The organism is Gammaproteobacteria bacterium, from assembly GCA_016199745.1.
In the GTDB taxonomy this organism is placed as follows: Bacteria; Pseudomonadota; Gammaproteobacteria; order Acidiferrobacterales; family Sulfurifustaceae; genus JACQFZ01.
This window is the reverse complement of sequence record JACQFZ010000023.1, coordinates 1-20,291: the sequence shown is the minus strand read 5'-3', so window position 1 is coordinate 20,291 and position 20,291 is coordinate 1. Positions and strand designations below refer to the sequence as shown.

The window sequence follows — 20,291 nt, the reverse complement described above, 5'->3', positions numbered from 1 at the left end:
AACGGATGGCCCACGAGCGCCCGATTATCGACGCACGTGCTTTGCGCAAAAGCTTCGGCACAACCGAGGTCGTGCGCAGCATCGATCTCGCCATCGCCGCTGGTAGCTGCTTCGGCATCCTCGGTCCGAACGGCGCCGGCAAAACGACGACGTTGCGCATGGTGCTCGGGCAATCGCCGTTGTCCGGCGGCACGCTCAATGTGTTCGGCTTGCCGATGCCGGCAAGCGGGCGTCACGTGCGAGCACGCACCGGTGTGGTCCCGCAAATCGACAATCTCGATCCGGACTTCACGGTCGGTGAAAACTTACGCATCTACGGCAACTATTTCGGTCTGAACGCCGCCGTACTTAAGCGCCGCATCGGTGCGTTGCTCAACTTCGTCAATTTGAGCGATCGTGCCGACACCAAGATCGCGACGCTTTCCGGCGGCATGCGCCGGCGCCTGACCATCGCCCGTGCGCTCATCAACGATCCGGAACTGGTCATCCTCGATGAACCCACCACCGGCCTCGATCCACAAATCCGTCACCTGATTTGGGGTCGGCTGCGTGACCTGCGCGATCAAGGCAAGACGCTGCTGCTGACGACGCACTACATGGAAGAAGCGGAGCGCCTGTGCGACGCGCTGGTGGTAATGGATCACGGCCGCATCCTCGATCAAGGCACGCCGCGCGAGTTGATCCGCCGTCACGTCGAGCCGGAAGTGATCGAAGTTCGCGACAATGGTAAGGCCGCGCAACATTTATTGCCGGCCGACGGCGGCCGCACCGAAATCGTCGGCGACTCGATTTATTACTACACGAGCAACGCCCGCGCCGCGATCGCGCGCTTGGAAGCGCAACCGAACCTGACGTTCTATCATCGACCGGCGAATTTGGAAGACGTCTTTATGAAGCTGACCGGCCGTGAGCTACGCGAATGAGCGCGCTTTATCTATTCGTACCGCACTTGCGCCACGGCGCCTTCGCTGTCTGGCGCCGCAACGCGCTGGTATGGCGCAAGCTGATGATTCCGAGCCTGCTGATCAATTTCGGCGAACCGTTTTTGTATTTGCTCGGCTTAGGCTACGGCCTCGGCTTGTACATCGGCGAGATGATGCAGATGCCCTACCTCACGTTCCTCGCCTCCGGCATCCTCGCTTCGTCGACCATGAATACCGCGAGCTTCGAATCGATGTACTCCGCCTATACGCGCATGGTGCCGCAACGCACTTATGAAGCGATTCTGTCGACGCCGCTGGAAGTGCAAGACATTCTGCTCGGCGAGGCGCTGTGGTCCGCGACCAAATGCGCAATCAGCGGCAGCGGCATTTTGCTGGTCGCCGCCGTGCTCGGCGCCGTGCACGATTGGCAGGCGTTATGGGTGATTCCGGTCATCTTCCTCACCGGCTTCTGTTTCTCTTGTCTCGGTCTGTTGGTCTGCACGTTCGCGCGTGGTTACGACTACTTCAACTACTACATGACGTTGGTGTTGACGCCGATTTTTCTGTTGTCAGGGGTGTTCTATCCGGTTAGCTCGTTGCCGACGACATTGCAGTCGGTCGTACAGTTTTTTCCGCTGGTGCATGCTGTTGAACTGGTACGCCCATTGGTCGCGGGGCGGCCGTTGCTGCATGTTGGGTTTCATCTGGGTGTGTTGTTGGTATATGGCGTTGCAGCTTTTGGGCTGGCGGTTAAGTTGGCGCGGCAACGGTTGGTTGTTTAGAAGGAATCGCCCCAATGGGGCGATTCATCTACTCCCGCAACGCCTCAATCTCCTTCGCAAACACCTCAAAGCTCGGTGACCCACTCGAGACACGCTTCACTACCACCCGCCCCGCCTCGATCCGCGCCAACACAAACGTTGGCGTCGCGTTAATCCCCATCGTTCTCGCCTCCCTCATATCGCGACGAACCACAGGCGTCGCCTCCGAGTCCTTCTGCCGACACGCCTTGAAGCGATCCATATCGAGACCCAGCTTGCGCGCGATCTCATCGAACAGCGCATCACCTAAGCGCGCTTGGTCCTCATATAACTGTTCATGCATCGGCCAATACTGTCCCTGCACACCAGCACAATAAGCGGCAACGCTGGCGGGAAACGCTTGCGCATGCATGGGTAACGGCAAGTCTTTATAGAAATAACGCAACACGCCCGTGTCAATGTACGCACGCTGCAACTTGGGCAACGTACCGACGTGAAAACGGCGGCAATACGGACACTGATAATCGGCGAACTCGATCAGCACGAGTTTCGCGCTCGGGCTACCGAGCGAACGTTCGCCATCGAGATTTAAAACCGAGGCGTTGCGCGGTATGACACCGTCCGCAGGACCCGCGCTGCGATCCGTTTCCGGCGCGGACGGCGCCTGCGCACAGGCGACGAGCAACGCGATAACCAAAAAAATGGCACGAGATTTTGGCATCGATGCGGCAGTAGCGGTGGACTCTTCTGAGTCTAGCGCACGAAACGCGTCAGAAGATCGGCAGCCGCGCCCAATGAAACCAAAGCGGTAACGTGATGAAACAAAGCAACGTCGTCGCCGTTAGCGCCGCCGCGTAGGCGCCGACGTTCAAACCGTGGCGATCGGCGATCACGATGCCCATCACCATGCTCGGCATAGCGCCTTCGAGCACCACGGCGACGAGCGTGTCGCCGCTGATGCCGAGCGCGGCAGCAACCCGCCACACCACGAACGGCATCAGCAACAATTGGATGAGCGCGACCGGAATCACCAACCGCAAATGCTGTCGCTGCCCGAAACCTTGACGCAGCGCCATGCCGACCGAGATCAGCATCAGCGGCACGATGGCGGCGCTCATTAAGTGCAGTAAACCTTCGATCCACTGCGGCAACGGTACGTCGGTGAGATTGAATGCGAGTGCGATCAACGCCGCCCAAATCGCCGGCACACGCGCGACCCTGCTGAGCGGCTTTTCCGATTTGCCGTCGGCGCCATAACTATTGGCGATGACGATACCGAGCGTCAGGATCGTCGGCGTGCACGCGAACAAGTCGTATTGAATGGCGACATTCGCGGTCCACGGACCGAGCGTTTGCGCGAGTACGGGTAATCCGAGAAAAGTAATGTTCGGCCAGGAGGCAGCGATGATCACGGCACCGGCGGTAGCGCGCGGCACCTGCAGCCAGCGGCACATGAGGACGCTGGCGGCGATCGCGACCAAGATGCCGCTAATGGCGGCGGCGGCGATTTTCACGCTGTCGAGACCGATCGGTGCGCGCCACAGCACCAACAACACCAGCGCCGGTAAGAACAAATAGTAAACCGCACCGACTAATACTTTGCGCGACGCTTCGGTTTCGAGCTTACCGGGTTGGCGCCACGACCAGAGCAAGCCGACGCCGATCAAGGCAAACATCTGCAACAGCGTGCTGATCATGATTTTTAGCGGAGGAAAGTTATTGTTGCGAGCGGCGCGTCATCCTATCACCGCCGCCGGTGTTTGTGCGGAAGCGCTACGGCGCACGCTGCGCGGAAATCGTCGGCGGCAAGCGCGCGAACAGCAGTTGCCGTTCGAGCACGCGATCCCACAGCAGTCGCCACGTTTTCCAATTGTGCTCGCCGGGCATACGCAACACATGGTCGGCCGGCAACTGTTCGGCTAGGCGGGCGATCACCGGTGCAAATTTATCTTGCGCGCCATAACCGAGATAAATCGGCGGTTGGCGCGGGCCGGCGGCGTAGTCCTGCAACCACTGCCATAAGCCGTGCTCGCCGTTGCGCCACTGCAGCAACTCGGCCGGATCGAACGGCGAATCGCTGCCGCTACCGAGAAACGGCGCGATCAACAACACGCCGTCGATCGTGTGCGGATACGATTTGAGATAGAGCAACGAACCGAAGCCGCCGAGTGAGAAGCCGACCAGCCAGATATGCCGATAACCCTGACGACGCGCCGGCTCGATGATGTCGTACCGTAAACGTTCGACGATCACGCCGCGATGGTAATAACCGTAGTGCGCATCGACCGCCCAGATATCGGCGTCGATACCCTGCCGGCGCGCTGACCACAGAAACCCGGCCTGCTCGAACTCATGCACGCTATCGCTAATACCCGGCAACAGAACGATAAGAGTATCGCTACGCTGCGGTGACGCGACATACGCCTGACTCACTACCGGAACCGCCAACGGACGCATCGCTGCGCATGCCGACAACAATATCAGCAACAACGCTATCCCTAAGAGCCGTCCCCATTCCATGGGTTTTAAACGTCATCATTGGCCGCAATAAGAAAGACTGCTTGCCCGAGCGAAAGTTCTTTGGCTACACAAACGCTGTAGAATCGCGCCATGCCAGACATTCGCCAGGAATTAAATCCCACACTGGTCGTAGAACTGCACGCCCGCGCGTTGGAGCTGGCCGACACCGCACGCGCCGTTATCAATCAGGCACTGCGCACCGGCTTTGACGTCAAGCACAAAGCCGACGGTAGCTACGTCACCAGTGCCGACATCGCCGTCGAAGAACAATTACGGGCACTTATCGGTCGGCAGTATCCAGACCACGGCATCATCGGCGAGGAATTCGCGCCGACACGCCCGGAATCGCCGTTTCAGTGGATTCTCGATCCTATCGACGGTACCGAAGATTTCGTGCACCACCTGCCGACCTTCGGCAGCATCCTGGCGCTTTACTATGGCGGCCGAGCACTGGTCGGTGTGCTCGACCATCCGGTATTGAATTTGCGCTGCCACGCCGCATTCGGCCGCGGCACCTGGCACAACGGCAAACGCGTTCAGCTCGCCGACCTCGCCGCTGACATAAGTAACGAACGCCTGCGGCTAGTGCTCAGCGCCCGCGCCAACTTCATGCGTTATCGCGATGAAGGCGCGCGCTTCGATACGCTGGCGCGCACGTTTACGAACCATCGAATCTATCGCTCGTGCTATGGCCACAGCCTGGCCGCCATCGGCGCGGTCGACGCCATGGTCGACTATCACGACACCTTGTGGGATATAGCTGCCGCCCCCATCTTGATCGAGGAGGCTGGCGGCGAATATCGCACGGTACGCGATTTCGTCACCGCCGACGGTACACGTATTTACAGCGCCGTCTTCGGTCGGCCGCGTGCGGTCGAGCGATTGTCGGCGTTACTGGTCGAATAAAGACGCCAAGAAATTTTTGAGAGAACTGGAGAAGCGCATGCGCACCATTATTAGTAGCAAAGGGTTTGGCCGCTGGTTAGGACTGGTCATGGCCGTCTGGCTGCTCAGCAGTTGCGGTTACAACGCGCTGCAACAAGCCGACGAGCAGATTAACGCCAGCTGGGCGCAAGTATTGAACCAATACAAACGGCGTGCTGACCTGATTCCGAATCTGGTCAATATTGTGAAGGGCTACGCAACCCACGAACGCGAAGTGTTGACCCAAGTCACCGAAGCGCGCGCCCGTGTCGGCCAAATTCAGGCGACGCCCGAGCTGCTGAACGATCCGCAGGCATTCGCCCGCTTCCAGTCAGCGCAACACGATATGAGCTCGGCACTCTCACGATTGCTAGTGGTAGCGGAAAACTATCCGCAGCTCAAAGCCGACGCTAACTTCCGCGATCTGCAAGCGCAGCTCGAAGGCACGGAAAACCGCATCGCCGTTGCGCGCGATCGTTACATCAAGGCAGTGCAAGAATATAACGTCATCGTCCGCTCGTTCCCGAATAATTTGACGGCGATGATGTTCGGTTACAAAACCAAACCGAGTTTCACTGTCGACAATGAGCGCGAAATCACCAATGCGCCGCAAGTTGATTTTTCGAAGTGAACGAACGGCGTGCGTCGGGCCGTCATCCGGCATAAAGGGGATATAACAATCTAATGCAGCGTAATCACTATCCCCTCGCCTCCGCCATTTCCTTGAGGGAGGACGCCGCGACTACCCGTAGCGCTGCACTTCGCGGGTCATGGCTGCTGCTACTGATTCTTTGCCTATACGCCGCCATCACTCACGCCGAAGTTGCGGTACCGGCACTGCACGCTCGCGTCACCGACATGGCCGGCGCCCTCAGCGCCGAGCAACGGCAAAATCTGGAACGCCAGCTCGCCGAATTCGAGACGCGTAAGGGCAGCCAGATTGCGGTGCTAATCGTACCGACGACGAAACCGGAAGAGATCGAGCAATACGGCATCCGCGTCGCTGAAGCCTGGAAGCTCGGACGCAAAGGCGTCGACGACGGCGTGTTGTTGCTCGTGGCATTGAAGGATCGCGACCTGCGCATCGAAGTCGGCTATGGGCTCGAAGGCGTAATACCGGACGCCGTCGCCAATCGCGTCATCCAAGAAGTGATCGTGCCGTTCTTCAAGCAAGGCGATTACTACGGCGGTATCCAGGCCGGTGTCACCCGCTTGATACGGCTCGTCGACGGCGAACCGTTGCCGCCGCCGAGTCGGCGCGACCAAAGCTGGTCGCGGTTTCAGCAAATACTGCCGTTCGCTTTTATCGCCGTGTTCGTCGTCGGCAATATCCTACGGGCGCTGCTCGGCCGGCTGCTCGGCGGCGTCAGTGCCGGCACCATTGCTAGCTTCGTCGCTTGGTCGATCATCGGCTCACTGGCGGGGGCGCTGCTATTAGGCATTATCGTATTCTTCGTGACGCTTGCTCTCGGCGGGCAAAGCCACGGCGGCAGCCATCGCAACTGGGGCAGCGGCGGTTTCGGTGGCGGCGGTTTTGGCGGCTTCGGTGGCGGTGGCGGTGGTGGATTTGGCGGTGGTGGTGGTGGTGGTGGCTTTGGTGGTGGTGGCGCTTCGGGGAAATGGTGATGAAATCGAAACGTGTGTTGCGCCACTTAGGGACGCCTTCTTGGCGCACTCGCCAAACGTTCCCGGCGCGTGCGCTGCAAGCGATCGAATCGACCATTCGCACCAGCGAAGCAACCCATTCCGGCCAAGTCTGCTTCGCGGTCGAGACCGCGCTCGAATTGGCGCCGCTGCTGCGCGGCATTTCGGCACGCGAACGTGCAATCGATGCGTTCTCGCGGCTGCGCGTATGGGACACCGAACGCAATAACGGCGTCTTGATTTACTTGCTGCTCGCCGACCGCGATGTCGAGATCGTCGCCGATCGCGGCATCCACGCCCGTGTCGGCGCGGACGAATGGGAACGTATTTGCCGGTCGATGGAGCAATCGTTCCGCGCCGGCCAATTCGAGGCCGGCGTCATCGAAGGTATCCGCGCCGTCAGCACGCACTTATCGCAACACTACCCGCGCTCCGGTCCACAGGCGAACGAGATCAGCGATCGACCGATTCTGCTGTAACTAAATTTCTGCGGTCTACACGACCCAAACATAAACCATTAACATATTGTGCTTTTAACCATTGATCGGTACATTGGCTGACGTTCAGCGGTCCTACCTAGCATGAGTTGACACGCCGTTGGGGGAACACCGATTGGGACTCAGCGAAGCCCTGCCGATGGAACCGCGGGTGATGCAAACCATCGCCCGGTACCTAGTTTCCCTCAAGGAAACGCTCGATGGCGACGAGCTTTACGGGCTCATCTCCCGGACGATTCGCCAACATACCCATCCCAACCGACCGCCCGACACCACCTGCCTTATCGAGCTGCATCGCCGCCTCGGCGATTACGCACAGGATCCGATCGTTCTGGCCAACATGCGCATCCGCGCTCGACTGTTACAGCAGCACATCACTCCTTACCTGCCGGACCCGGCGCTTGCCGCCGACAGCCAGCGCGAGCGCATGCTACATCTGGTCATCACCTCGCCTTCCACCGAAGTAACCGCCGAATCGAAACAACCGCACACGCAACTGCACGGTCAATGCGCCGTGCAATACCAAACGCTGCGACGCTCCGAGCAAGACGCCTGGCAGGCGATCTACCGCACCGTCAAGGATTATCAACAATTGAAACAGGCATGGATGAAAAGTCTGGAAGAACTGGCGCAACAACGCGAAACCCTGACTCAACAACTGAGCAAAACCAGCGAGCAGCTGCAGCGCCTAGAAACGGAGCACGAGCGGTTGCGCCTCGAGCTGGAAAAAACGCAACGCGATCTTGCCAAGCGCACACGCTTATCGACCGCACCGGAATTGCTGGCGCGCAGCGTTACCCGCTGGGGCACGCTGCCGAAGCGCGATATTTTTATCCGCGAGCTCGATGCCGAAATCCGCCGCAGCAAACGCAGCGGCGCAGCCTTATCGCTCGGCCTAATCGACATCGAGTGGCTCGACAGCATCGCCAATCAACACGACCCGGCAGCGAGCACCGCGGTGTTGCGCTGTTACGTCCAAGAAGTCCTCGGCAGCTTCCGCGCTTACGATCTGGTCGGTCAGTACGACCGCGATCAGTTTGCGGTCATGTTCCCCGATACCGCCAAAGACGGCGCCCAACGCGCGTTAGAAAAAGCGCATAAGCGCGCCAGCGAAACGCACGTCAGCCATGGCGGTGCCAGTTTTGCATTACCGCCGTTTGCCGGCGCGCTCGTTGTCTACTCGATCGGCGAAGATACCAGCGCTTTCCTCGAGCGCGCGCACGAAACGCTGGCACAGTTGCGGCGCACCCGGCAGATCGGGGTCATCGTTTCCTAACGGCCAAGATAATAAATAATGTTGAACGCGGGGGTCCGCCCCGGGTCCAACAACAGCAATAATTCGCTCAGCCAACGGCAACTAGCTGGTCACCTGTCCAAAGGGACATGGCGCATCGCACGTATCGCCAATACCCTACGCCCACAGACATGCCTGTTCGCGTTGCCCGCGATGGCGGTATTCAAGGGAGTCATCAATGAGAAAACTGCTAGTCGCCACGCTCTGCGTGGCCTTGTCCGCGCTTGTCAGTTGCGCCGCGGATGATAAAACCAATAAAGCCGACGCCAAGTCGACGATTGCGACAAAGCCAGCGCTCTCGGTAAGCCTAACGACCCCGCAAACCGAGGAATGGACGCAAACCTTGGCGGCCACCGGCAACGTCACCGCCTGGCAAGAAGCGCTGATCGGCGCCGAGATCGGCGGCCTGCGCCTTACTCAGGTGCTGGTCAACGTCGGCGACCACGTGCACCGCGGTCAAGTGCTAGCGAATCTGCAAAGCGACACCGTCGCCGCTGAGGTCGCGCAAACCCGTGCCAGCGTCGCCGAAGCGCAGGCGTTGCTTGCCGAAGCCAAAGCCAATGCCGAGCGCGCCCGGCAACTGCAGGCTTCCGGCGCCATCAGTGCCCAACAAGCCGAGCAAAACTTCACCGGCGAGCAAACCGCGCTGGCGCGAATCGATGCGCTGCGCGCGAAACTGAGTGCCGATGAACTGCGCTTGGCGCAAACGCGCGTACTCGCATCCGACGACGGCGCGATCTCGGCGCGCAACGCCACCGTCGGCGCGGTGGTGCAACCCGGGCAGGAGCTGTTCCGACTGATTCGCCAACAACGGTTGGAATGGCGCGGCGAAGTCAGTGCCGACCAGCTCGCGCGCATTCGCCCCGGCGTCGCCGCTCAAGTTACGCCCGCCGGCGGCGATACGGTGATCGGCAACGTGCGGATGGTCGCGCCGACGGTTGATCCACAAACGCGCAACGGCATTGTCTACGTCGACCTGCCGAATCCAGGCCCGGCCAAGGCTGGGATGTTCGCCCGCGGTCAGTTCGAGCTCGGCAAAGCGCAGGCGCTGACTCTGCCGCAAAGCGCGGTATTGCTACGCGAGGGCTTCGCTTACGTGTTTCGTATCGATGCTGCCAGCAAGGCGATCCAGACCAAGGTCGGTACCGGGCGCCGCGTCGGCGATCGCATCGAGATCACCAGCGGTCTCGACCATACCGCGAAGGTGGTCGCGTCGGGCGCCGGCTTCTTAAGCGACGGCGACGTCGTCCGCGTCATCGACGGCGGCAAATGAGAGCAGCACGATGATAAACGTTTCGTCTTGGTCGATTCGCAATCCAACACCGTCGCTGTTGCTGTTCATCATGCTTACGATCGTCGGCCTGATGAGCTTCGCAGCGATGAAAATCCAAAATTTTCCGGACATCGACTTACCGACGGTGACCGTCACCGCCTCTCTGCCCGGCGCGGCGCCGGCGCAGATGGAAACCGAGGTCGCGCGCAAAATCGAGAACTCGCTGGCAACGCTGCAAGGCGTCAAGCACATCTACACCAAGGTACAGGACGGCATGGCAACCGTCACCGCCGAGTTCCGCCTGGAGAAACCGACCCAGGAAGCGGTCGACGATGTACGCGACGCGGTATCGCGCGTGCGCTCCGATTTGCCGGGCGATCTGCGCGATCCCGTAATCGCCAAAGTTGATTTGGCGGGCATGCCGATCCTGACCTACACCGTCGCATCGACGCGCATGGATGACGAAGCGCTTTCGTGGTTTGTCGATAACACCGTTGCCAAGCGAATCTTGTCGGTCAAAGGCGTCGGCGCGGTTAGCCGCGTCGGCGGCGTCACCCGCGAAGTGAGCGTCGAAGTCGATCCGGCGAAGTTACTGGCGCTGAACGCGAGTGCCGCCGATATTTCGCGGCAACTCCGGCAAATGCAACAAGAAGCGTCGGGCGGCCGCACCGATTTCGGCGGCGCCGAGCAATCGGTGCGCACCATCGCCACCGTGCATTCCGCCGCCGAGCTGGCACGCCTAGACATCGTCCTGTCCGACGGCCGTCATGTGCAGCTTGATGAGGTCGCGACCGTGCGCGATGCGGTCGCCGAACAACGCAGTGCGGCACTGCTGAACGGCAAGCCGGTGGTCGGCTTCGAGATCACCCGTAGCCGCGGCGCCGGCGAAGTCGAAGTCGCCGACGGCGTGCACCAAGCGATCGCCGAGCTCACCAAGGCGCATCCGGAGATCGCCGTTACCGAAGCATTCAACTTCGTCGACCCGGTAGTCGAGAACTACAACGGCTCGATGAAGCTGATGTACGAAGGCGCGATTCTTGCCGTCATCGTCGTCTGGTTCTTCCTGCGCAACTGGCGGGCAACGCTGGTCGCCGCTACGGCGCTGCCGCTGTCGATCATTCCGGCGTTCTGGGGCATGCATGCGCTCGGCTTCTCGATCAATGTCGTTACGCTGCTGTCGCTGTCGCTCGTGGTCGGCGTGCTGGTCGACGACGCTATCGTCGAAATCGAGAACATCATGCGCCACTTGCGCATGGGTAAGTCGCCGTTTCAGGCGGCGACCGAAGCCGCCGACGAAATCGGTCTGGCCGTGATCGCGACCACGTTCACGCTGGTCGCGGTGTTTCTGCCGACGGCGTTCATGAGCGGTGTGCCGGGGAAATTTTTCGTACAGTTCGGTTGGACCGCGTCGATCGCGGTGATCGCCTCGCTCGTGGTCGCGCGCATGCTGACGCCGATGATGTCGGCTTATGTGCTACGCGCCGACAACAACGATCATAGCGACGGTCGCTTCATGAAGCTTTATATGTCGTCGGCGCGTTGGGTGCTGCAACACCGCATCAAAACCTTGCTCATTACTGTCGTGTTTCTGGCCGGCTCGGTGTTTTTGGCGAAGTTCCTACCGACCGGCTTCATCCCGCCGGACGATTTGTCGCAGACGCAGGTTTACTTGTCGCTACCGCCCGGCAGTACCTTCAAGCAGACGTTCGCCGCCGCCGAGCAAGCACGCGCGATCGTCCAGCAGCATCCGCACGTAAAGATGGTTTACACCGCCGTCGGCGGCGGCAATGCCGGCGGCGACCCGTTTGCGCCGCATGGCGCGGCCGAAGTGCGGAAAGCAACGTTGACCATTAACCTAACGCCGCGCCATGAACGCCACGGCGTCAGTAAACAAGACGTCGAACGCGAGTTGCGCAAGGCGCTGGAGACGCTGCCGGGCGCGCGCGTCAACGTCGGCCTCGGCGGCGCCAACGATAAGTACGTGATCGTGTTGGCGGGCGAAGACGGCGAGGCGCTGACGGCGCACGCGCACTTGGTCGAGCGCGAGTTGCGCACGATTCCCGGTATCGGCAACGTAACCTCGACCTCGAGCCTGACGCGACCTGAGTTGATCGTGCGGCCCGATTTCGCCAAAGCAGCGGATCTCGGTGTCACCTCGGCGGCGATTGCCGACACGCTACGCATCGCCACTGCCGGCGATTACGACCAGGGACTGGCGAAGCTCAATCTGGCGCAACGGCAAGTACCGGTGGTGGTGAAGTTGAACGCCAATGCTCGCCAGGATCTGGACCTGCTCGCGCGCCTGCCGGTACCCGGTGCACGCGGTCCGGTGATGCTCGGCAATGTCGCGGCGATATCTATCGACAGCGGCCCAGCGGAGATCGATCGCTACGATCGGCAGCGCAACATCAATTTCGAGATTGAGCTGAATCAACAACCGCTGGGCGAGGTACAGAAACGTGCCGACGAGCTGCCAAGCTTGCAAAACCTGCCGTCCGGTGTGATCAAAACAACGATGGGCGACGCCGAGGCGATGGCTGAGCTGTTCTCGAGCTTCGGCCTCGCCATGTTAACCGGCGTGTTGTGCATCTACATCGTGCTGGTGTTGTTGTTCAAGGACTTCGTGCAACCGGTAACGATCTTGGCGGCACTGGTGCTGTCGATTCCGGGCGCGTTTCTGGCGCTGTTCGTCACGCAAACGGCGTTGTCGATGCCGTCGATGATCGGTCTCATCATGCTGATGGGCATCGCTACTAAGAACTCGATCCTGTTGGTCGAGTACGCCATCATGGCGCACCGCGACCGCGGCTTGACGCGGCTAGAGGCGTTACTCGATGCGTGTCACAAACGCGCGCGGCCGATCGTAATGACGACGGTGGCGATGGGCGCCGGCATGACGCCGATTGCACTGGGTCTCGGCGTCGATCCGAGCTTTCGCTCGCCGATGGCGATCGTCGTGATCGGCGGTTTGATCACGTCGACCTTCTTGAGCTTGTTAGTGATACCCATCGTGTTTACGTATGTGGACGATGCCGTACAGTGGAGCAAACGACATCTGCATCGCCGCCATCATGCGACGACGGCGGTGCGGGAGTCGGTAACGGAAAGGAAGTCGGTGACGGAAGAGGTTTGAACAATCTCATCGAAGCCCCTTCTTTGGCTCCCTCCCCTTCAGGGGGAGGGACCGTTTCTAATGCGCCGCTCGCCACGCCTCGAAATACAACGCCACATCTTCGACGAAACCGCGATGCCGCGGCTGCCAATTCAGTAGACGTTCGGCCTTGCTGCTATCGACACGCTGATCGATCGCCAATGCTTCGGCGAAGTCACCCATCTTCTCGCGCGCCGCGTCCACCGGCACGTAATTGATCTTGCCGGTATAGCCCGCGGCTCGCGCCACCGCACTCACCATATCGGCGACGTTCGAACGCGAGCGATCGACGGCGTTGAAGATCTCGCCGGTCTGTTGCTGTTCGACCGCGCCAACATACAGCTCGGCGAGATCGTCCACATGGATCATGGCCCAGTGGTTCTTACCATCGCCGACCGCCGTCAGCCCGCCGTCGACCGCGGCGTTGAACCATATGCCGGTTAGCCCGCCGCGCTTACCGTAGACCACACCGGGACGAATCACGATGCCGCGTACGCCAGCGGCGGCCAACAATCGTTGTTCGGTCTCCGTCCGTGCTGTCACAAACTTTACCGGTGTCGGCAATGTCGTCTCATCGACCACTTGGCCGCGCGTATCGCCGTGGACCCACACGCCGCTGGTGTAGACCAGCATCTTCGGTTGCGCGCCGCTGTTGCCGATCGAGATCAAGGTATCGACGGTTTTGCGATCGAGTGCGAAAACATCGGCTTCGTAATCGACCGCGGCGTGCACTAACACCGCCGCCTGTTCGGCCACGCTCAACCATGCCTGCGGCTGTTGCAGCGAACCGACCACCGGATGAATTTCGTCGCGCGCCAGCTGCTTGGCTTTCTCGTTGCTGCGGGTCAAACCCCAGACCTCATGGCCGGCGCGACGAAACGCGCTGGCGACGCTGGAACCGATATAGCCGGTGGCACCGGTGACAAATACCTTCATGACACAGTCCTCGCTTTGTTTTAGTGAGGACTGACATTACATCGTTTCTTTAATAGCTATAATCTAGCTAATTGGAACAATACTGTTTCTTTAAAGAGACAATGATGGAAGCATTAAGCGGTATGGCGATCTTCGCGGCGGTCGTGGAAGCCGAGGGCTTTTCGCCGGCGGCGCGCCGGCTGGGGCTTTCTAAATCCACCGTCAGCAAGCAAATTTCCCGCCTCGAATCACACCTCAATGTGCGGCTGCTGCATCGAACCACGCGCAAGCTGAGCCTGACCGACGCCGGCGAGCTTTATTATCGGCATGCGGTCAAAGCGCTCGACGAAGCGCGCGCGGCAGAAGACGCGGTTACGCTCATGCGCGGACATCCGCGCGGCGTGTTGCGCATCAGCACGCCGATGTCGTTCGGTTTACTGCACATCTCGCCGGTGATTTCGAAATTCATTCAGCAACATCCGGAACTGCGCCTCGATATCGTCATGGAGGACCGCATTACCGACCTGGTCGAAGGCGGCTTCGATCTCGCCATCCGCGTCGGCAAACTTGCGCCCGACTCCAACCTGGTCGCGCGCCAGCTCGCGACTTGCAGCTTTTATCTTTGCGCGGCCCCGGCCTATCTCGATCGGCGCGGCATTCCTAACGAGCCGGCCGACTTACTGAAACACGATTGTTTGTTGTTCAGTCATGCCCCCAAGATCAATGAGTGGCAGTTCCATGGTGTCGATGGACCGGTGACGGTCAAAGTCGCGGGCTCGTTGCAAGCCAATAGTGGATTGGTATTACGCGAAGCGGCGTTAGCCGGACTGGGTTTGGTGCGCATGCCGGCGGCCGCGATCGGCCCCGATTTGCAAGCCGGACGCTTGCGACGCGTACTACCGAACTATTCGATTCAAGCACTCACGGTCTACGCCGTGTTTCCGGAAGGACGCCACATTCCGGCGAAGAGTCGTTTGTTCATCGACTTCCTAACCCATCATTGGGGCACACCGGCTTACTGGGAAATCGATCGCTGATTCATGTCGACGCGCGCGCACAGGCACCGGACCGGACGCTACGACACCGGGCGATTTATCACCGCATGCATAATAAACCCCTCCGTGGCGGGGGTTAAATAATCTGGTGTTAGTGAGAATGAATTAGCTGGCAGCGGATTCAGTCGCGGGTGCTGGCCGTTTTTGCGCCGGCGCTGGCGGCTGACGGGTTTTGGCTTTCTGAATCGCGGCGTCTGCCGCTTGGCGAGCACGCGCTTCTTTGGGTTTTGCGCCTCCCCCTTCAAGGGGGAGGTTGGGAGGGGGATGGGTTTCGGGCACCGTTGTCGGATAGAACGAAAACCCACCCCCACCCCAGCCCTCCCCCTGAGGGGGAGGGCGCCATGCGTGCCGGCGGTAACAGGGGTGACGTTCGCCGACCGGCTAGAGCCGGTGGTTTAAACCTTACCTATGGAAATTATCGGCGTGCCGGCTCGAGAGTCGCATCGAGGTTGAGGGTATCGCAGAAATCGGTGAACTCATCGCGCAACCGGCCGACGTGGAGATCGGACGGGATACTGATATTCATGCTGATCGACAGCATGCCGGCGCCTGTGTGCACGGCGGTATAAGCCCAGGTGCTCATTTCGTCGATATTGATTTGCCGGCTGGCAAAAAAGTCGGCGAGCTCGGTCACGACCGCCGGGCTATCGAGCGTGGCGACATCGACGACGTACGACAACATGTCCTCGCGCGGCGCCCGTTCTTCGGTGCGATGCGCGTTAATGACGAGGTCAAGCTTCTTGCTCAGCGCCAGCGCCTGGTTTTCGAGCTTGGCGATGGCATTCCAGCTGCCGCAAGCGAGCAACATGACGGTGCATTCGCTGCCGAGCACAGCAACGCGTGAATCGGCGACGCCGCAACCGACGTCGGCAATGGCCTTCGCCAGATCGCGCACGATACCTACTCGGTCAGTGCCGACCGCGGACAGAACGAGATACTTCTTCATTACGGGGATAGTCCGAAAATAGAAAGGGACGCTAAATCGCAAAATCCGCCAACGCGGTTTTTCTGGAACGGCGCATATCTTACCAGTAGCGCGGTGAATATTGCTTCCCCGGCATTGCCCCCAATGGCGCCGGGTTGTAATTAGGCCGATGCCGACCAATGATGCCGAAACATGGTCCTGGAACATCTCATCGGCGAATACGGCTACCTCGCGATCCTCCTCGGCACCTTCGTCGAAGGCGAAACGGTACTGTTGGCCGGCGGTTTGGCGGCGCAGCTGGGTTATTTGGACCTGCGGCCGGTACTGGGGATTGCATTCATCGGCACCTTAATCGCCGATCAATTCTGGTTCCATCTCGGGCGGCGCCACGGCGGCCGGATATTGCGGGGTTCGTCGCGTATGCAGCAGCGCGCCGCCGGCGTTTGTCGCTGGATCGAGCGTTACAAAAATTGCACGATTCTCGGTTTTCGCTTCGTCTATGGCGTGCGCACGGTGACGCCGTTTTTACTGGGCATGTCCAAGGTGTCGCCCACGCGCTTCCTGGTGCTGAATGCGATCAGCACGCTGATTTGGGCGACGGCGCTGGCGATGGCGGGTTACGTCGGCGGCGCCACCCTAAAGACGTTGTTGGCCGGCGACCGTCGATGGCTGCTGCTGGTCGTCGCCGGTGTCGCGCTGCTGGCTTGGGTGATCCGCCGCTTTTTGTCGAACCGGCGCGCCAGCCTCACTTCTTCTTGAGGATGTCCTTGAGATTGGCGAATGGATTGTTGGTCGCCGGCTTGATAGCGGCTGCCGTCAAACCGAAAGTCGAACCGACACCGCTGATGAGATGGGAATATTTCTGGTGCTCCCAGTCATGACAATACAGGCACAGGTTTTCCCAGTTGCTGCCATCGGCGGGATTGTTGTCGTGGTTATGATCTTTGTGATGCACCGTCAGCTCGTGCAAGTTCTCGCGCGTAAACTCGCGTCCGCAACGCGCACACACCCACGGGTATAACCGCAACGATTGTTCGCGATATCCGCCCATGCGCGTATCCGCCTCTTTGCGCGCACGCGCGACCAGCTGATCGAGCTTACCGCTATCGATCGTTCCACCCGGCGGCTTGCGCGGGCCATATCCTCGTCCTGCCATCGATAGACTCCTTTGCGATGAGCCTACCTGTCGTATTGACTCTTCGCAACGAAATTGAAATTGCTTGCCGACCGCGCCATAGCTTCGTTAGACTCGATCACATGTTTCAAACAGCACATCGAGTTTGGCGTTTACCCATGCGTCGCCCGAAAGGCGAACGCCAACCCTGTGTGCCTGGAGAATTTGTATAGTTAGTCGTTAAGCGCAATCGGATTCAGTCAAAGGCCACAGGACGAAAGTTCTGTGGCCTTTTTTATTTTGTTTAACGTAGATCGTTCGCCGCTTAAACCCACCCCCACCCTTTGCCCTCCCCCTGAGGGGGAGGGGAAGTTGGTGAGAATCTATTTTAATAAAGGAAATAACGATGTCAGTGCCGGCTGCGGGTTTTGCCATCTTGTTGATTTGGTCGACCGCGCCGCTCGCCGTCAAATGGAGCAGCCAAGGAATCGGTTTTCTGTTTGGCGCGTTCGGACGCATGAGTCTCGCCGCGTTGTGTTGTCTCGCGCTCATGTTAGTACTGCGCCAACAGATGCCGTGGCATCGCCAAGCTCGCCGCACATATGCCGCCGCATCCATCTCGAGTTATGGTGCCATGTTATGTGTGTACTGGTCGGTGCAATTCGTACCGTCCGGCCTAGTGTCGGTGTTGTTCGGACTAACGCCGCTAGTCACAGCCTTGTTGGCGCGCTGGTTGCTGGGCGAGCGCCGCCTCACACCGGCGCGAATTGCCGGCATGATGCTCGGCCTCGTCGGACTGATCGCCATCTTCGGTGCCGGTCTAACGCTCGGTCGGCAAGCGCTCGCCGGCATTGCCGTACTGCTCGTCGGCGTCGTCATCAGCTCGCTGAGCATGGTGCTGGTCAAGCGCGACGGCGCTGCATTGCCGCCGTTGGCCGTATCCACCGGCTCGATGATCTACGCGTCGTTGTTGTTTCTGCTGACCTGGTTGTTATTCGACGGCCGGTTGCCGACGCAGCTGCCGACGAAAACGCTCGAGTCGATTTTGTATTTGGGCGTAATCGCGTCGACCCTCGGCTTTACCTTGTTCTACTACATACTACGTTATACATCGGCCTCGGGCGTGGCGTTGATCACAGTCGTGACGCCGGTGACCGCGTTATTACTCGGCCGCCTGGTCGACCACGAACAGATTACACCGGCCATTTACGGCGGCACGGCGCTGGTACTCAGTGGGCTAGCGCTGCACCAGTGGGGCCACCGGCTGCCTGTGATACGAAGCAGACAAATTTAGCTGTCCACTGCAGAATAGCGGTAACCACTAAAACAACACGGGAGGAAACGATGAAACTTCTCACTGCGGTAACTGCTGTCGGCTTGGTGCTCAGCACGACTATTGCCTTCGGCAAAGAAATCGCCGGCGTCCAAGTGCCGGATACGGTAACGGTACAGACGAACGATCTCGTGCTGAACGGCGCCGGCATACGCACGCGCGTTTTCTTCAAGATCTACGTCGGCGCACTGTATTTGAAAGCGCGCGAAGGCAACACGCTGAGCGTGCTGGCGGCACCGGCGCCGAAAAGCGTACGACTGCATTTGCTCCACAGCGAAATATCGGCCGACAAGCTAGTCGATGCCTGGAACGACGGCTTCGCTGCCAACCACACGGCCGACGAGCTGAAGGCGCTCAAAGCCCGTATCGATCAATTCAATAAGCTGTTCCCGACCGTATTCCGCGGCGATGTCATCCGGCTCGACCTGCTGTTGGACGGAAGCACCGAAGTTTTCATCAACGACAAAAAACGCGGCGCGGTTCCGGGCGAAGATTTTCAGAAGGCGCTGTTGAAAATCTGGCTCGGCAACAACCCCGTAGACAAGGACCTCAAGCAAGCATTGCTAGGTAAGGGCTGAAGCATGAACACTGCCAAGAGAAACGTCGTTCTGCTGGCGATCTGCCAGGCAACGTTGATGATCGGCCAATCGCTCATGTTAACGGCGGCGCCGTGGGTCGGCTTAGCGCTGACCGGCGACAAAACGCTGGCGACGCTGCCGATCGGCGTACAGTTCGGCGTAACGTTATTGACGGTAATGCCGGCGGCGTTCCTGATGAAGCACATCGGCCGCCGGCCCGGCTTTGTCATCGGCGCGGTGTTCGGTGTCATCGGCAGCATACTCGCCGCCTACGGCATTTGGCACGGTCAGTTCGTGCTGTTCTGTCTCGGCCTCGGCTTGAACGGCGTGTTCAACGGCTTCGGTACTTATTATCGTTTCGCCGCCGCCGATGCCGCCGGCCCCGACTACCGCAGCACGGCGATCTCTTACGTGCTTGCCGGCGGCGTGGTCGCCGCCTTTGTTGGCCCTAACCTCGCCAATTGGACCGCCGATTTAGCGACCGCAAAATTCAGCGGCAGCTATTTGAGCCTGGCGGCGGTCTATCTCATCGCCCTGGTCGCGCTCATGTTCGTCGACATCCCGCCACCGACTTCGGAAGAACGCCGCGGTCGTGGCCGACCGATGTGGGAGATCGCCCGCCAACCAGCATTCATGGTCGCCGTTATCGCCGCCATGTTCGGCTACGGCATCATGAGCTTGATCATGACCTCGACACCGCTAACGCTACACGATCACAACTACAGCTTCGGCGAAACAGCATTCATCATTCAGTGGCACTTGGTCGCCATGTTCGCGCCATCGTTCGTCACCGGCCGGCTGATCAAGCGCTTCGGCGTGTCGAAAATTATTTTGTTGGGAACGATATTTTACGTCGGCTGTGTGTTGCTCAATCTGCTCAGCACCGATTTCTGGGCGGTCTGGTTGGCGCTGGTATTGCTCGGCCTCGGCTGGAACTTCTTATTCGTCGGCGGCACAACGCTGTTAACCGATACTTACACGCCGGAAGAAAGAGCCAAGACCCAGGCACTCAACGATTTCCTGGTTCTCGGCGTCGTTACCGCAACGGCGTTCTCGTCGGGGCCGCTGCACTATAAATTGGGTTGGCAGGCGCTCAATATGAGCGTGGTGCCGCTGATCGTGGCGATCGTGATTGCGGTAGCTTGGTTGAGGCGGACAGGTAGCACGGCAAAGACTTCTTAATGTAGGGTGGGCAACTTGTTGCCCACGTTTCTTTTTATCCGCGTGGGCAGCAACCTCAGCTGCCCACCCTAATGCAATGGACTCCACCCCCTTACTCAACGGCGTCACAATGCGCCAAGCGGGTTGAATCGGTCAACGCGCTATCGTCAGGAGGTGGAGCCCAGATGAATACTAACGCAGCGGTGATCGGATTGGATATTGC

At 59.7% G+C, this 20,291-nt stretch carries 20 protein-coding genes; 14 read left to right on the top strand and 6 right to left on the bottom strand.

Features of this window, described 5'->3' with window-relative positions:
• Positions 1-5 precede the first annotated feature (5 nt).
• Positions 6-923, top strand: coding sequence for an ATP-binding cassette domain-containing protein (locus tag HY308_06780; protein MBI3897987.1), 918 nt, complete (start codon positions 6-8; stop codon positions 921-923).
• Positions 920-1,705 carry an ABC transporter permease gene (locus tag HY308_06775; GenBank protein MBI3897986.1) on the top strand — a complete coding sequence of 262 codons (786 nt, stop codon included), beginning with the start codon at positions 920-922 and terminating at the stop codon, positions 1,703-1,705. The genes HY308_06780 and HY308_06775 overlap by 4 nt, the downstream gene beginning before the upstream one ends.
• Positions 1,706-1,733: 28 nt before the next feature.
• On the opposite strand, the gene HY308_06770 is transcribed toward HY308_06775, so the two are convergent.
• From HY308_06770 to HY308_06760, 3 genes are all read right to left on the bottom strand, one after another.
• On the bottom strand, positions 1,734-2,405 hold the full coding sequence (locus HY308_06770) for a DsbA family protein (GenBank protein MBI3897985.1): 672 nt from the start codon (positions 2,403-2,405) through the stop codon (positions 1,734-1,736).
• A gap of 49 nt (positions 2,406-2,454) precedes the next feature.
• The gene (locus HY308_06765; protein MBI3897984.1) at positions 2,455-3,381 is read right to left on the bottom strand and encodes an AEC family transporter; all 927 of its coding nucleotides are present in this window, start codon (positions 3,379-3,381) and stop codon (positions 2,455-2,457) included.
• A 76-nt stretch (positions 3,382-3,457) separates the two neighbouring features.
• Positions 3,458-4,204, bottom strand: a complete 747-nt coding sequence (locus tag HY308_06760) for an alpha/beta fold hydrolase (GenBank protein ID MBI3897983.1) — start codon at positions 4,202-4,204, stop codon at positions 3,458-3,460.
• Positions 4,205-4,294: 90 nt separating this feature from the next.
• On the opposite strand from HY308_06760, the gene HY308_06755 reads away from it, so the two are divergent.
• The 7 genes from HY308_06755 to HY308_06725 all read left to right on the top strand — a co-directional run bounded on the left by HY308_06755 (position 4,295) and on the right by HY308_06725 (position 12,969).
• Complete coding sequence (locus HY308_06755) at positions 4,295-5,110, top strand: hypothetical protein (GenBank protein MBI3897982.1); 816 nt, start codon at positions 4,295-4,297, stop codon at positions 5,108-5,110.
• A 37-nt stretch (positions 5,111-5,147) separates the two neighbouring features.
• Positions 5,148-5,759, top strand: coding sequence for a LemA family protein (locus HY308_06750; GenBank protein ID MBI3897981.1), 612 nt, complete (start codon positions 5,148-5,150; stop codon positions 5,757-5,759).
• Positions 5,760-5,812: 53 nt separating this feature from the next.
• On the top strand, positions 5,813-6,754 hold the full coding sequence (locus HY308_06745) for a YgcG family protein (GenBank protein MBI3897980.1): 942 nt from the start codon (positions 5,813-5,815) through the stop codon (positions 6,752-6,754).
• A complete protein-coding gene (locus HY308_06740; protein ID MBI3897979.1) occupies positions 6,754-7,251 on the top strand; it encodes a TPM domain-containing protein in 498 nt (165 codons plus the stop codon). Before HY308_06745 ends, HY308_06740 begins: the two co-directional genes overlap by 1 nt.
• 133 nt (positions 7,252-7,384) lie before the next feature.
• The gene (locus tag HY308_06735) at positions 7,385-8,545 is read left to right on the top strand and encodes a diguanylate cyclase (protein MBI3897978.1); all 1,161 of its coding nucleotides are present in this window, start codon (positions 7,385-7,387) and stop codon (positions 8,543-8,545) included.
• Between the two features lie 196 nt (positions 8,546-8,741).
• Positions 8,742-9,836, top strand: coding sequence for an efflux RND transporter periplasmic adaptor subunit (locus HY308_06730; GenBank protein MBI3897977.1), 1,095 nt, complete (start codon positions 8,742-8,744; stop codon positions 9,834-9,836).
• A 13-nt stretch (positions 9,837-9,849) separates the two neighbouring features.
• Positions 9,850-12,969 (top strand): efflux RND transporter permease subunit, encoded by a 3,120-nt coding sequence (locus HY308_06725; protein MBI3897976.1) that lies wholly within the window; start codon positions 9,850-9,852, stop codon positions 12,967-12,969.
• Between the two features lie 57 nt (positions 12,970-13,026).
• Here HY308_06725 and HY308_06720 read toward each other — a convergent pair whose 3' ends face one another.
• Positions 13,027-13,923 (bottom strand): NAD-dependent epimerase/dehydratase family protein, encoded by an 897-nt coding sequence (locus HY308_06720; protein MBI3897975.1) that lies wholly within the window; start codon positions 13,921-13,923, stop codon positions 13,027-13,029.
• 101 nt (positions 13,924-14,024) lie between these two features.
• Between HY308_06720 and HY308_06715 the strand changes: the two genes are divergently transcribed.
• Positions 14,025-14,939, top strand: a complete 915-nt coding sequence (locus HY308_06715; GenBank protein ID MBI3897974.1) for a LysR family transcriptional regulator — start codon at positions 14,025-14,027, stop codon at positions 14,937-14,939.
• Between the two features lie 433 nt (positions 14,940-15,372).
• Here HY308_06715 and HY308_06710 read toward each other — a convergent pair whose 3' ends face one another.
• Entirely contained in the window at positions 15,373-15,903 is a 531-nt protein-coding gene (locus HY308_06710; protein ID MBI3897973.1) for a glycine cleavage system protein R, read from the bottom strand.
• Between the two features lie 171 nt (positions 15,904-16,074).
• On the opposite strand from HY308_06710, the gene HY308_06705 reads away from it, so the two are divergent.
• Positions 16,075-16,641 carry a DedA family protein gene (locus HY308_06705; GenBank protein MBI3897972.1) on the top strand — a complete coding sequence of 189 codons (567 nt, stop codon included), beginning with the start codon at positions 16,075-16,077 and terminating at the stop codon, positions 16,639-16,641.
• Here HY308_06705 and HY308_06700 read toward each other — a convergent pair.
• A complete protein-coding gene (locus tag HY308_06700) occupies positions 16,628-17,038 on the bottom strand; it encodes an HNH nuclease family protein (GenBank protein MBI3897971.1) in 411 nt (136 codons plus the stop codon). The two genes, HY308_06705 and HY308_06700, sit on opposite strands and share 14 nt — an antisense overlap.
• Positions 17,039-17,402: 364 nt before the next feature.
• Between HY308_06700 and HY308_06695 the strand changes: the two genes are divergently transcribed.
• Genes HY308_06695 through HY308_06685 form a run of 3 tightly spaced genes read left to right on the top strand, consistent with a single transcriptional unit; the run spans position 17,403 to position 20,089 of the window.
• Complete coding sequence (locus HY308_06695) at positions 17,403-18,290, top strand: DMT family transporter (GenBank protein ID MBI3897970.1); 888 nt, start codon at positions 17,403-17,405, stop codon at positions 18,288-18,290.
• 50 nt (positions 18,291-18,340) lie between these two features.
• On the top strand, positions 18,341-18,907 hold the full coding sequence (locus HY308_06690) for a chalcone isomerase family protein (protein MBI3897969.1): 567 nt from the start codon (positions 18,341-18,343) through the stop codon (positions 18,905-18,907).
• Between the two features lie 3 nt (positions 18,908-18,910).
• Positions 18,911-20,089 (top strand): MFS transporter, encoded by a 1,179-nt coding sequence (locus HY308_06685; GenBank protein MBI3897968.1) that lies wholly within the window; start codon positions 18,911-18,913, stop codon positions 20,087-20,089.
• Positions 20,090-20,291 lie beyond the last annotated feature (202 nt).